Below are 13,816 nucleotides of genomic sequence, written 5' to 3' on the forward strand. Positions count from 1 at the left end.
CGGGCACCGCGTGGAACGCGCCGACGAAATGCCGCGTGATCGCATGCAGCCGCGTGCCGCGCGCGAGCTGCTGCGCGATATAGGGCATCATCGCCTCGAGCGCGTCCTGCATGGATCCATGCGGGGCTGCCTCGCCGAAGATATCGGAATCGACAGCGAGCAGCCGCCACGGCTCCTGATAGGCGGCACGGCCGAGCATCACGCCGTCGACATGTTCCAGATGCGCCTTCGCCTCGTCGAGCCCAGGAATGCCGCCATTGATGATCACGGGCACTCCGGGCATTGCGCGCTTGAGGCGATAGACGCGCTCATAGTCGAGCGGCGGGATGTCGCGGTTCTCCTTCGGAGACAAACCGTTGAGCCAAGCCTTGCGGGCATGCACGATCAGCGCGTCGCAGCCGGCGGCGACCACCCCGCGCGCGAGCGCATCGAGCGCAACCTCCGGATCCTGGTCGTCAATGCCGATACGGCACTTCACCGTGACGGGAACGGCGACTGCGCGCTTCATTGCTTCGACACACCTTGCCACCAGCTCCGGCTCCGCCATCAGGCAGGCGCCGAAGCGGCCATCCTTCACGCGATCGGACGGGCAACCGACGTTGAGATTGATCTCGTCATAGCCGAACGCCTCGCCGATCGCCGCCGCCTGCGCGAGCTCGCGCGGATCCGAGCCACCAAGCTGAAGTGCAACCGGATGCTCGATCGCGTCGAACCCAAGCAACCGCTCCCGGTCGCCATGAATGATGGCGCCAGTGGTCAGCATCTCGGTGTAGAGCAGCGCCCGCCGCGTCAGGTGACGATGGAACACCCGGCAGTGCCGGTCAGTCCAATCCATCATGGGCGCGACGGAAAATAGATAATCTTGATCTTTCAACAAGTTACCCTACACTATCAAAGGACTAGAAGAGGAACATACACCCTGTGTGTGCACTCCAAACTAGCCAAAATTGCACCCGTTTGTACCGCATTTGATCTCGCGGTGCACACGTAGCGCACACGAAATCGGACTGGAGTGCACACGCAATGGCTACCTTCACAAAGCTCGATTCGGGGAGCTGGCGGGTCCAGGTGCGGCGCAAGCGGCAGTATGTGGCCAACACATTTCTACGGCGGCATGACGCTGAAGAATGGGCCCGTGACGTGGAGCGGTCGATCGATCGCGGGATCCCGGTTAGACGGGCTCGTCCCCACGAACCACCGCGGATCTTTGCCGACTTGATCACGCTTCACATCGACGATCTGACCGAAGTCGGAAAGTCTATCGGACGGTCCAAGGCCGCCGTAATGGAGGCATTGAAGGTCTCCCTCGGAAGAGTAAAGATTCAGGATCTAACGCGCGAGCGATTGATCGAATTTGGCAAAAGGCGAGCGAAGCAAGGCGCAGGCCCACCGACGTTATCGATCGATTTCTCTTTCATCCGAACCATTCTTACACACGCTGCCGCCATTCATGGAATTGACGTGTCTGCCGAAAACGTTCGCTTGGCGAGGGTGGCGCTCAAACGCCTCGACCTAATCGGCAAGGGTAACGAACGCGACCGCCGCCCGTCGCAGGATGAACTAAGCCAATTGACGGAGTACACCGAGAACAATCCTCGTCAATTTATCCCGCTAGGCAGAATCGTCCGCTTCGCCGTAGCGACTGCAATGCGTCAGGCAGAGATCTGTCGAATAGAATGGTCGGACGTCGACATGCAGAAGCGAACGGTCAAGATACGAGACCGGAAAGATCCTCGACGCAAGGATGGGAATCACCAGACGATCCCCCTCCTCAACGTGACCGGCTATGACGCCTGGCAGTTGGTGCTTGAACAGCGGATTGTAACTCGTGGCAGAGGACGAGTGTTTCCTCACCACTCCAAATCGGTGGGCGCAGCCTTCCGCCGGTCATGTAAGGCTCTCGATATCGATGACCTGCGATTTCACGACCTTCGCCACGAAGGCACAAGTCGACTTTTTGAGGCGGGCTTTCCAATCGAGAAAGTCGCCATGGTGACTGGCCACAAAGATTGGCGACAGTTGCGACGCTACACCAATCTCAAGCCGGAAGACCTTCACAAGCTGCAGAAGGCTTCGCAGCCTTCAATGGAAGAACTCATCGAAACGTTGGCTGCCTCGTGACGCGTGCTGTTTCGTGGCTGATGAGTGACAACGTGCCGGTGACGCGCCTACCTGGCAAATCAGCAAGGCTCCGCGCCGCGGCGGTGATCGTATTCAGCTTGGAAGTCTTCGAATTTCCGTAGTGTTTTCAAACCCCATTCCGACAATTTGCAGCCTTTTTGCTCATTGAGATTACGACAGAATTTGCTTTTGTCGGAATGATGTTCGAGTTGGCTGTCTACTGGCGGCAAGGTACTCGGACTGCCTCTTTGCCCTTTTCGATTTCAGAAGTGAACGCTCGACCTGGCCGATGCTCGGATCCGTTCGGGCCGACCATCAAACCAAACTGGCAGAAGGGGCCTGCTCGGCTATATACGCGCGGGCCGACGGCCCCCCTCACAGTTGTAATTTTCGATCTATGCGCGATAAGATGTCCAAGTACTACCTCACCGTTTGCCGTTCGTTATTGCCGATGGGCTTTAGATTTCGCCGCAGTTTCAAGATTGTCCCGACCTCCGCCTGAATTTGAGCGGGAGCGGTGCCAGTGTCACGCTGGGCTCGCGCGGCCTGCACTACACCGTCGGCCCGCGTGGCACGAGAACGACGATCAGTCTTCCGGGATCCGGAGTCTCGTGGAGCGCCTACCAACCATACGCGGCGGCTAGCGCCTCGCCTCCTCCCTTACCGGACGCGCCCCATCCGCCCATTCCTGGCCCTATTGAGGTCAGTCTGACGGCGATCGACAGTGCTCCGATCGATGAGCTGGCCGCCAACTCAACCATCGACATTGCACAAAATATAGCAGCCGCCCGATCCCGTTGGCGCCGATACAAGATACTGATCGGGATGCTGTCCGCGCTCTTTGCTCTCGGGGCCCTTGTGGTCGTCGGCTCAACTTCGACCCTGCCCCCGGTCGCGGCCTTTGTCCTGGCGACCGGCGTGGTCCTAATTCTCGGATCGCTGACTATCCACGGCCGCGAATCCAGCACCGTGTCGCTCGAGTACGAGCTCTCAGCGGAGTATTCGTCGAGGTTTGAAACACTCGCTTCGGCCTTTCACGACCTGGCCAGCTGCGGCGGCATCTGGAACGTCCCTCTCGAGATGCAGGAAACGGATTGGAAGCGCAATGCAGGCGCCTCGAAGCTGATCCAACGGCACCCGGTCTCCTTGGGTAGAGACAAGCCGCACCTGGTCAAAAGCAACGTCGATTTCCTGAAACTGCCACTGGGAAAGGAGACCTTCTACCTGACGCCTGACGCCATCCTCGTCACCTCCGGCAGGACGGTCGCCGCCTTCGCCTACCAAGATGTCGAATTCACGTTTCGAAATGCTCGGTTCATCGAGGAGGTCCCACCTGCCGACGCCATTGTGGTGGATCAGACCTGGCGCTATGTGAACCGCAAGGGCGGTCGAGACCGACGCTTCAACAACAACCAACAACTACCAATCTGTCTCTACGGTGAGATCGATATGCGCTCTGCAGGTGGCGTGAATGAGCGCATCCAGTGTTCACGCGGTGATGTTGCGGAGAGATTTGTTGCAACCCTCGCCGCAATGTCGGCCTAGCGGTGCCACTGACCTCATAAGTTAGCTATCCAATTGGTCCAAATGCTGCTGACAAGGAAACGGCCTCAGCCGCACCGGAGGATTAACTGAGGCCGTGTCGATGCTTCTTGGACAGGTCGGAAGCGAATTCAGAAACACCGATGAACCGGGCCTTGATTCCTCGGCGCATAACGCAGTCCGGTCCCTGCCGATCGCGCTCAACACTTCTGCAAACCGAAGCAGGATCGGATCGTGCTGGTGGAGGGCCATGGCGTCAAAGGCGACGCCCACGCCAGCCTAACCGCTATCTCGCCGCCGGAAGCTTAGCCTATCGAATCTGCGATAGGTTCACCTGATCCATCCGAGCTCGTCGCGTCCTTTCGGATGCGGGCTTCAATGTCGGAGCAGGAGAGCTCGGCGAGAACATCACCAATGCGGGCCTGAACCTCGAGCGGATGCCGCTCGGATCCTTCTCGAACTCGGCCTCTCGGCGGTCATAGACCTGACTGGCCTCGCGTGGTCAGAGCCGGCGGAGCGGTCGCTGCGCGCGATAGCGCGGGTTCGCTCCTGTCGTCTTTTCCTGCCTTGCCCACCCTGTAGGACACTTCAGGAGGTGTTCGCCCTCGCTCGTTCGCGCGCCTCGCGCCGACGCTCGCGGCGTTCACGCCGCCGCTTGGCTCGATCAGCGGGCTGCCGCAGCTGAGGAACCTGCGTCAAAGCTACTACCGCAGCCGTAATCTCCTCGACCAAAGGCGCCTGGATCGGTTCGGGCGCAGCTGGGCGGGCTTCCATAAACTCGAGCACCGCCCTTCCATTCGCCGTGATCTGCCATCCACCGCTGATGCGTTCGACCAACCCGTGGGAAAAGATATCGAGATCGGGCACCCGCGCGGCAAGACGCTTGGTCCGGTCCGCCCATTCGCGGCCACTTGTCGCCAAGATGGCCATGTCGCGTTTGAGGTCCTCCATGACGGCGAAGCCATCCGGATAGCTCACCAGGATCTTGAGGACCGTCACCTGAAAGTTCACGCCCCCTCCGGATCAATTAGCGCCATATCGTGGGCGCACGCGACAGGGCGTCGCGGCCGACCTGCCTAAGGCCATGGGGCGAAACCTCCCCTCTGGTGGCGGCTTCCAGGATTTTCGAAGCTACGCGAGTCCGTGCTCCGATCTCGCGGTGCGAAACGCTTTCGCAGACTTCATCGAGGACCGCGCGCAACAGCGCGGTGGTTTCCGTGTCGAACATGAGGTTGCCCCCCAAAAGGGAAAACCCATCTTAGCCGGGATTTGCCGGTTTGGTGATTCAGGCATGTTAAGCTCTGCGGAAAATGCGATCGAACCTAGGGAAGCAGAGGATCTGGAGGCGTGCCGAGATGAGAGGCGATGGCCTCCATGCGGCAGGCGTGTTCCCTGCGCCTGTCAGCGAAACCTTCAGGGTCCGGATCCGGCTTGACCCTGGCGGGCGGGTCGGCGTGAGCTTCATCAGACAGGACCTCAGAGAATCGACGAAGCTAAACCTGCTGGCACCCGCTGGCCAAACCAGGCTGGGGAAGGAGGCATGAGGCGGCTAATCTACAGGCGTCCCCTTTCCTAATGAACACAATGGTTTAGGGGTCGCAAATCTGACGAATTAGACCCGTTTTCCGGGCCTAAACGGCCGAAGGTCGCACGCTTGTTTGGCGAAATCTCTGATCAGCGTTGTCCGAGATGGCGACGCGGAAAGTGTGCTCGCCACTCGTAACGTGTCGAGATGCTCGATCCCATCTAAATCAGAAGCCGTATAGGCCGCGCGCATGCTGCGCGTCGATGCGCTTCTCGCCGCCGCCGAGTTTGGCACCGGCGCGACGTTGTTCAAGGGCTTCGATAACGGACATCGATTGGGCCAACTGATCTACCGGTTTCTGGCGATTGGAGGCAGGTCGGTGCAAATGCCCTCATAGACTTCGGCAGCCATGCCGATCGTCTCGCCGAGGGTCGGATGCGGGTGAATGGTCTTGCCGATATCGATCGCGTCAGCCCCCATTTCGATCGCGAGACAGATTTCCCCGATCATATCGCCGGCATGCGGTCCGACGATCACGCCCCCGACGATGCGACCGGTTTCGACGTCGAACAACAGCTTCGTCATGCCATAGGACGCGCCCGACGCGATAGCCCGGCCGGACGCGGCCCATGGGAATTTTGCCGAACGGATCTTCCCTCCGGATTCGGCGACATCACGCTCGGACTTGCCGACCCAGGCGATCTCAGGATCGGTGTAGGCGACATTGGGGACGATCTTCGCCGTAAAGGCCGCCGGCTTCCCGGCAGCTACTTCCGCGGCGACGTGCCCCTCGTGAACGGCCTTGTGGGCCAACATCGAACCACCGACGACGTCACCGATGGCGAAGACGTTGCGCGCCGTCGTTCTCATCTGCTCGTCGACCTGAATGAAGCCGTTCGGATCGATGGCAACGTCGATCCGTTCGAGGCCGAGTTCCCCGCTGTTAGGAACGCGGCCTGCAGATTGCAGCACGAAATCGTAGGATCGTGCCTCAACTGACGCGATCGTGATACCAACCGTCACGCCGTCGGGCGTCACCGCGGCAGTTGATACGCTGCTTTCAAGGTCGATATGCTCGAAGCGATGCGCGTTGCGCGAACGCCAGATCTTCACCGCATCGGCATCCACGCCCGCCAGGATATCGGGAAGCCTTTCGACAAGATCGATCTTGGCGCCGAGCGCGCTGTAGACGGTCGCCATCTCCAGCCCGATGATCCCCGCTCCGATCACGAGCATGCGGCCCGGAATGCTTCGCAGCGCGAGCGCGCCGGTCGAGGTCACGACCCGCTCGTCCTTGGGAAGCACCGTCAACTGCACCGCGCGCGAGCCCGTCGCGATGATGCATTGACCAAATTCAATTTGCTGCGAGCTTGCCTCCTCGCCGGCAATCTCGAGCTGCGTGGCGGAGACGAATTTCGCTGTGCCGCGGATCACTGTGACGCGGCGCGCCGCCGCCATCTGGCTCAGCCCATCCGTCAGCCTCTTGACGGTGCCGTGCTTGAAAGCGCGCAGCGCCTGCAGATCGATCTGCGGCGCGGCGAAGCGAATGCCCTTGTCGGCGATCCGCTCGGCTTCCTCCTTGACGGCCGCAACATGAAGCAACGCCTTCGACGGGATACATCCGACATTCAGGCAAACTCCGCCCAAGGTGCCGTAGCGTTCGATGATCGCAGTCCTCAGTCCAAGATCTGCGGCCCGAAACGCTGCTGAATAGCCGCCCGGCCCGCCTCCGATCACGACAAGATCGTAGCGCGTATGATCTGTTGCGCGCTGGCCAGCATCGGCCTGATCCGCCGAGATCGTCTTGCCTTGCGCGCCCGCTTCGTCCGACGCCGACGCCGTGCCAATCATGGAGCCTTGAGACACCTTGTCTCCGACACGCAGCGAAATGCTCGTGATCACCCCTGCGATCGGCGACGGAATCTCCAGCGTGGCCTTGTCGGATTCCACTGTGACCAACGTCTGCTCTCGCGCGACGACGTCGCCCGCCCTCACGTGGACCTCGACGACTTCGACGTCTCGGAAATCCCCGATGTCGGGGACCCTGATCTCCTCTGTCCGCATCTGCGTCCTCACAATGCGAAGCGCCGCAGATCGGTCAGCACCGAAGCGACGAATCCCAGGAACCGGGCCCCGGCCACGCCGTCGACGACCCGGTGATCCCACGACAGACTCATCGGAAGGATGAGTCGCGGTTCAAACTCGCGGCCGTTCCAGACTGCCTCGGTGGCGGCACGACCAGCTCCGAGGATTGCCACCTCGGGCGCGTTGATGATGGGCGTAAATCCCTGACCGCCGACGCCTCCCAGAGACGACACCGAGAAACAGCCGCCCTGCATGTCGCCCGACGCGAGCTGCCCCGTGAGCGCCTTGTCGGCGAGCGAGCGCATCTCCGCGGCGATCTGCCGAAGGCCCTTCTTATCGCAGTCCCGGATCACCGGCACGACCAGACCTTTCGGCGTGTCGACGGCGAAGCCGATATGGACGTAGTGCTTGAGGATCAGTTCATCGCCATCGAGCGAGGAATTGAAGCGCGGGTATTTCTGCAGCGCCAAGGCCGCGGCCTTGATCAGCAGCGACACCATGGTGAGCTTCGCCGTGTCCTTCGCGGCCTCGGCGTTGGCGAGCTGACGAAAGGCTTCGGCGTCGGTCACATCCGCTTTGTCGAAATTCGTCACATGGGGAATGACGCTCCAGTTGCGCGAGAGGTTCGCGCCGGTCAGCTTCTGGATCCGCGTCAGCGGCAGGCGCTCGACCGCGCCGTACCTCTCGAAATCCACTTTGGGCCAATCGACCGGGGCGTCGGGCGCAGGCGCCATCGCCGGTCCCGATCGCACCAGTCCGTTGACGAAGGCCACCACATCCTCGCGCAGAATCCGGCCCTTGGGGCCCCTGGGCATGACAGACTCCAGCGTCACGCCGAGCTCACGCGCCAAAGCGCGGACCGACGGCGATGCATGCGCCGCCCCGCTGGGCTGCGGCTGCAGCGCACGTGCTCGCGATTCATCGACTGGAGCCGCGGGCGCCGGCCGTGACAGCGCCTCCTGCTGAGAGATCCGTTGTTCCACCTGTGGCGCCGACGCAGCCGCCGGCGGAGGCGCGGTGGATTCACCGCGACCTTCGAGGATCATCAGAACCGAACCTTGAGAAACCCGCGCCCCGACGTCGATCATCAGTTTGGCCACCGTGCCTGCGGCCGGGGATGGCACCTCCATCGTCGCCTTGTCGGACTCGATCGACAGCAACGGCATGTCGATCGTGACCTCGTCGCCGACCGACACATTGATTTCGACTACCGGAACATCCTTGTAGTCCCCGATATCCGGCAGAACGACCTCAATTGAACGAGACATGCGCGCTCCGCCCTCTGTCAGCGAGACCAAGGCGATGCAACGCCGGTCGGCAATTCGTAGCTGGCGATGGCTTCGGCGACCTGCTCACGCGCCACTTCACCCGATTTTGCCAGCGCCGACAGCGCCGCAACCACGATCTGCTTGCGATCGACCTCGAAGAAAGATCTTAGCGCGGCGCGTGTATCGCTGCGCCCGAAGCCGTCGGTGCCCAGCACCGTATAGGGCGCCTCGATGTAAGAACCGATCAGTTGCGGATACGCCCGGACATAATCCGATGCCGCGACGATCGGCACCTTGCCGCCGAGGCATTGTACGACGTGGCTCTCGACCGGGGTCGACAGCGGCGAGAGCCGATTAGCTCGCTCCACCTCGCGCGCCTCCCGCGCCAGCTCGGAAAAGCTCGTTGCCGACCAGACTTCACAGGCCACTTTCCATTCGCTTTGCAGCATCGCCGCGGCGGCGAGCGCCTCCGGGAGAATGGCGCCCGAGCCGACCAGCCTGATCTTCGCCGGCCCGTCAGCGCTCGGCAGAACCCGATAGAGACCCTTGATGATGCCGTCGCGCGCATCGTCAGGCATCGAGGGCTGCGCATAGTTCTCGTTCATCGCCGTGAGGTAATAGAACTCGTCGTTGCCCTGCTCGAGCATCGACCGCATGCCGTGATCGACGATGACGGCCACCTCGTAGGAGAATGCCGGATCGTAGGCCCGGCAGTTCGGAACGGTCGCCGCCATCAGATGGCTGGACCCGTCCTGATGCTGCAAGCCTTCGCCGCCGAGCGTCGTCCGGCCGGCCGTCGCCCCGATCAGAAAGCCACGCGCGCGCTGGTCCGCCGCCGCCCAGATCAGATCGCCGACCCGCTGAAAGCCGAACATCGAATAGTAGATATAGAACGGCAGCAACGGGAAGTTATGGATGCTGTAGGAGGTCGCCGCCGCGGTCCAGGACGAAATCGCCCCCGCCTCGGTGATCCCTTCCTCCAGCAACTGACCGTCGATCGCTTCCTTGTAGTACAGCATCGAGCCGGCATCTTCCGGCTCGTAGAGCTGCCCCGCCGGCGAGTAGATGCCGACCTGCCTGAACAGGTTCGCCATTCCGAAGGTACGGGCTTCGTCGGCGACGATCGGAACGATGCGCGGGCCGAGCGTCTTGTCCTTGAGCAAATTGGTGAACAGCCGCACGATCGCCATCGTGGTCGACGTCTCCTTGCCGTCGCCGCGCAGCGCGAACTCCGCGTAGGATTGCAGCGGCGGCACCGGCAGCGTCGCCGAAGCGCGTCGCCGCGCCGGCATGTAGCCGCCGAGGGCCGCGCGACGGGCGCGCAGATACTGAATTTCCGCGCTGTCTTCTGCAGGCCGGAAGAATTCCAAATTCTCGACTTGCTCGTTGCTGAGCGGCAGGGCGAACCGGTCGCGGAACGCATACAGCGCCTCGACGTCGAGCTTCTTGGCCTGGTGCGACGTCATGCGCGACTCGCCGGCGCCGCCCATGCCGTAGCCCTTCTTGGTCTTCGCCAGAATGACGGTCGGCCGACCCTTGATGTCCTTAGCGGCGGCAAAGGCCGCGAACAGCTTCTTGAAGTCGTGGCCACCGCGCTTCAGGCCGTCGATATCCGCGTCCGACATGTGCGCAACCAGCGCCCGGACCTCGGAGTCCTCGCTGAAGAAGTTGGCAAGGTTGTAGGCCCCATCCTTGGCGCCGAGCGTCTGATATTTGCCATCGACGGTGTCGGCGAATTTGCGCAGCAGCGCATGCTTGCTGTCGCGCGCGAAGATATCGTCCCAGTCCGATCCCCACAGCACCTTGATGACGTTCCAGCCGGCGCCCTGGAAGAGAGATTCGAGTTCCTGAATCACCTGCCCGTTGCCGCGGACGGGCCCGTCCAGGCGCTGCAGGTTGCAATTGACGACGAAGGTGAGGTTGTCGAGATTTTCCCGCGCCGCCAGGGCGAGCCCGGCGATCGATTCCGGCTCGTCCATCTCACCGTCGCCGAACACACCCCAGACGTGGCGACCAGCCGTCTGCACCAGGCCGCGATGCTGCAGATACTTCATGAACCGCGCCTGGTAGATCGCGCTGATCGGGCCGAGGCCCATCGACGCCGACGGCACCTGCCAGAACTCCGGCATCAGCCAGGGATGCGGATAGGACGACAGACCGGGACCGCTCAGTTCCTGGCGATACAGCTTCAGATTTACGTCCGACAGCCGGCCTTCGAGATACGCTCGTGCATAGACTCCGGGGGACGAATGCGGCTGGAAATACACCAAGTCCCCCTCCGACTCGGAGCTTGACGCACGAAAGAAATGATTGAAACCGACTTCGAAAATCTCCGCGGCCGAGGCGTAGCTGGCGACGTGCCCGCCGAGTTCCCCATAGGCCTTGTTGGCACGGACCACCATCGCGAGCGCGTTCCAGCGAATGATCGCCGTCAGGCGGGTCTCGATCGCGATGTCGCCGGGGTAAGTCTTCTGCTGCTCGAGCGGAATGGAATTGCGATAGGGCGAAAACGGCGGAGAGTCCGGCAGAACGCCGAGCTCCTTCGCACGCCGATCGAGCGCAGCCAGGATGTATCGCACGCGCTCGGCACCGGCGTTGTGGTGGAGCGAACCAAGCGAGGCGAGCCAATCGGCGGTTTCGACCGCGTCCTGATCGGCGTTGACGGCCTTGCGTGGCGGATCGATGTGTGCAGTCATGCGTCGGGCTCCGAGAAAGCCCGCACTTGGTAGCATCGGGTGCTATGGCACGTGGTGCTGAATACGGCCGCGTTCCGACGGATTGCCCGGCTCCGGCGGGACGCCTATGCTCGCATCGCAGCATTCTCTGCTGTTGGTTTAATCAGCGAGTGATCGAGCCGCGGGCCGCCTGACAGGTGCTTCCGCTTGGTCACGGCGCAACATGTCGCATCCTAAGCGCTCATGCCGCAGTAGCGGGCATCTTGTCGCGGATCAGCGAACTCGACGGCACGCCGCGACTAGTGACCTGACCTTTTAAAACGGCTAACCTCGGTTAGCAGGATCTGCATCAAGGCCTGACTGACTTGACGAATTGGCAGGATTGAAATGCCGCCCGAGACCGAGTTCGATCGCGATTTTGCGCGAATGGATCTGCCCGATCTTCGGATCAACTATGATCCGGTCGATCCGGATCAGTTCGATCGTCCCGTCACTTCATTCTGTCTCGAAACCAGCAAAGACAACGACGACCTGCCGCTGCACTCACACCGCAAAGGCCAATTGGTCGTCGCATCGCATGGCTCGGTGATGTGCCGGGCGCCTGGCGGCTTGTGGATCGTGCCTCCGCAAGGCGCGGTATGGATCCCGGCCGGCGTGCAGCACAGCAATTGCGTGGCCGATTTCGGCAAACTCTACACCGTGTTCATCGATCCACAGGTCAGCATGCTGCCGCGGACCTGCTGCACGTTGATGATCACGTCGTTGGTGCGCGAATTGATCCACCGCCTCTCGGTGTTCCCACCGCTCTATCCGCTGGAAGGACCGACCAGCCGTCTCGGCCGGGTTTTGCTCGACGAACTCGTGCAAATGCCGACGACGGATGAAATGTATCTGCCGATCTCCCCCGACGCCCGTCTTCAACACCTCGCGACCTCCTTGTTGAATAATCCGGGCGACCGCAGCACGATGGACGAAGTCGCCTCGCGCTACGCGATGAGCGAGAGTACGTTCGCACGCTTCATCTCCAAGGAAACAGGGATGACCTTCGGGCGCTGGCGCCAGCGTCTCCACATTCTGATCGCCATGCAACGCCTCACGGCGGGGAGCTCGGTCCAGGCCGTGTCGCTGGAACTGGGCTACGAAACACCCAGCGCGTTCATCACGATGTTCAAGAAGACGATGGGACAGAGCCCCCGCCGCTTCCTTGCCGAGCGGTCGCGCCTGATCAATTCGGACAGTTTGCCCTAGCTCGCACGTCCTCGCCTCGGCATTTGCCGACCGCGACCCCACGACGCTTTCGCGGGGCCGCACGTAACGACGTCAGCGCTTGCTGTAAGGCGCAAGCGGATACTCGAGCGACGCTTCTGCGATGGCCTTTGGAGCCACCACACGCGGCCTGCCGTTCAAACCCTGCAGCATCACCATCGAACAGTGGATGTTCTGGCCGGTCTCGTCGAACTTAGTGTTGTCGCCGTACATCAGGATCGGCTTCATGTCGGTCTTCTTGAGCGCGCCGTGAATCGCCGCCGACTCCGGCGAAGCCGCCCGCGTCACGGCGTCTGCGACGATCTGCACTGCCTCGAACGCGCAGCCCGCATTGGCATCGAACCAGTCGTTCGGGTAGTCGGCCGCGAACATCTTCATGATCTTGTCGGTCTCGGCGCCCTTGGGATTGAGCCACAACGCCGACAGAACCGGACCGTCACCATACTTTCCGAGCGCGTCGTGATACGCCTTGTCCGACACGCCGTTGGAGTTGGGCGAAAACACCATCTTCGGGTCCCAGCCCTGCTTGATGCATTCGCGCGCGATCATGATCGCGTCGTTGACGCGCGTGACCGAGATCAACGCATCGGCACCCGACGCTTTCGCCTTGGCAACCTCTACCGACAGATCCTTGGCCTTCTCGTCATAGGCAACGTACTGCGCGATCTTAAGAGGAAGATCCACTTCCTTCCACGCCTGATCGATGCTAGCCGCCGTCGACTGCCCCATCGTGTTGTTGAGATGGAGAACGACGGCGCTGCTCGGCGGATCCTTCAGCGTGCCGAGCACGGACTTCAGCTCGGTCAGCGATTGCCGCACGATGGTCAGCGACGTGGGGTAATAGCGGAACACCTGGGTGAAGCCTTGCGAAGTCACCTGGGTGGCGCTCGCGATGTGGACCACCATCGGCACCTTGGCGGCCTCGCAGGCCTGCAGCGCCGAAATGGTGGCGCCGGAATCCCACGCGCCGATCAGCACGGTGCAGCCCTGCCGGATCAGGCTCTCGGCGGCAATCCGGCCGTTCTCCGGACGGCTTTGCGTATCGGCGTGAACGATCTCAATCTCGAGGCCGAACTTCTCACGCGCGAATTTGGCGCCCAGATCGATGCCGCGCACGCAGGCCTGACCGGGAAACGCCAGCACGCCGCTGCTGGGCATGATCGCCCCGATCCTCACCTTCGTGTTCGCCGCAAACGATGGCCTTGATACCAGGCCTGCCGCAATTCCCAATCCGCTTCCGACAATCGTCCGCCGCGTGATTCCGCTTCGCTTGGTCATCTCGATGTCCTTTTGCTGAAGGAGTGAAATTTAACTCGACAGGTAGTTCCGTACGT

General features: G+C 61.8%; 10 protein-coding genes and 1 pseudogene. 4 read left to right on the forward strand and 7 right to left on the reverse strand.

Features of this window, described 5'->3' with window-relative positions; all coding sequences use genetic code 11:
• Positions 1-838 (reverse strand): tRNA dihydrouridine(20/20a) synthase DusA (gene dusA / locus MOV74_RS04240; RefSeq protein WP_246918284.1); only part of this gene is annotated, 838 nt, incomplete at its 3' end.
• 185 nt (positions 839-1,023) lie between these two features.
• On the opposite strand from dusA, the gene MOV74_RS04245 reads away from it, so the two are divergent.
• The 3 genes and pseudogenes from MOV74_RS04245 (at position 1,024) to MOV74_RS04250 (ending at position 3,666) form a co-directional block, all read left to right on the forward strand.
• Positions 1,024-2,121, forward strand: coding sequence for a site-specific integrase (locus tag MOV74_RS04245; protein ID WP_246918211.1), 1,098 nt, complete (start codon positions 1,024-1,026; stop codon positions 2,119-2,121).
• Positions 2,122-2,583: 462 nt separating this feature from the next.
• Positions 2,584-2,724: pseudogene (locus tag MOV74_RS41240) on the forward strand (DUF4236 domain-containing protein); the annotation flags it as partial.
• A 222-nt stretch (positions 2,725-2,946) separates the two neighbouring features.
• Positions 2,947-3,666, forward strand: coding sequence for a hypothetical protein (locus MOV74_RS04250; protein WP_246918214.1), 720 nt, complete (start codon positions 2,947-2,949; stop codon positions 3,664-3,666).
• A 585-nt stretch (positions 3,667-4,251) separates the two neighbouring features.
• Here the strand turns inward: MOV74_RS04250 and MOV74_RS04255 are convergent.
• The 5 genes from MOV74_RS04255 to mdeB all read right to left on the reverse strand — a co-directional run bounded on the left by MOV74_RS04255 (position 4,252) and on the right by mdeB (position 11,237).
• Positions 4,252-4,674 carry a hypothetical protein gene (locus MOV74_RS04255; RefSeq protein WP_246918217.1) on the reverse strand — a complete coding sequence of 141 codons (423 nt, stop codon included), beginning with the start codon at positions 4,672-4,674 and terminating at the stop codon, positions 4,252-4,254.
• 16 nt (positions 4,675-4,690) lie between these two features.
• A complete protein-coding gene (locus MOV74_RS04260) occupies positions 4,691-4,891 on the reverse strand; it encodes a hypothetical protein (RefSeq protein WP_246918218.1) in 201 nt (66 codons plus the stop codon).
• A gap of 645 nt (positions 4,892-5,536) precedes the next feature.
• On the reverse strand, positions 5,537-7,252 hold the full coding sequence (gene lpdA, locus MOV74_RS04265; RefSeq protein ID WP_246918219.1) for a dihydrolipoyl dehydrogenase: 1,716 nt from the start codon (positions 7,250-7,252) through the stop codon (positions 5,537-5,539).
• A gap of 8 nt (positions 7,253-7,260) precedes the next feature.
• Positions 7,261-8,541: a 2-oxo acid dehydrogenase subunit E2 gene (locus MOV74_RS04270; RefSeq protein ID WP_246918222.1), complete on the reverse strand. Its 1,281-nt coding sequence runs from the start codon at positions 8,539-8,541 to the stop codon at positions 7,261-7,263.
• A 17-nt stretch (positions 8,542-8,558) separates the two neighbouring features.
• The gene (gene mdeB / locus MOV74_RS04275) at positions 8,559-11,237 is read right to left on the reverse strand and encodes an alpha-ketoglutarate dehydrogenase (RefSeq protein WP_246918224.1); all 2,679 of its coding nucleotides are present in this window, start codon (positions 11,235-11,237) and stop codon (positions 8,559-8,561) included.
• 366 nt (positions 11,238-11,603) lie between these two features.
• Here mdeB and MOV74_RS04280 point away from each other — a divergent pair, with 366 nt between their 5' ends.
• The gene (locus MOV74_RS04280) at positions 11,604-12,464 is read left to right on the forward strand and encodes a helix-turn-helix domain-containing protein (protein ID WP_246918227.1); all 861 of its coding nucleotides are present in this window, start codon (positions 11,604-11,606) and stop codon (positions 12,462-12,464) included.
• Positions 12,465-12,536: 72 nt separating this feature from the next.
• On the opposite strand, the gene MOV74_RS04285 is transcribed toward MOV74_RS04280, so the two are convergent.
• Positions 12,537-13,760 (reverse strand): ABC transporter substrate-binding protein, encoded by a 1,224-nt coding sequence (locus tag MOV74_RS04285; RefSeq protein WP_258719502.1) that lies wholly within the window; start codon positions 13,758-13,760, stop codon positions 12,537-12,539.
• Between the last annotated feature and the right edge of the window lie 56 nt (positions 13,761-13,816).

Source organism: Bradyrhizobium sp. SHOUNA76 (assembly GCF_023006445.1).
In the GTDB taxonomy this organism is placed as follows: Bacteria; Pseudomonadota; Alphaproteobacteria; order Rhizobiales; family Xanthobacteraceae; genus Bradyrhizobium.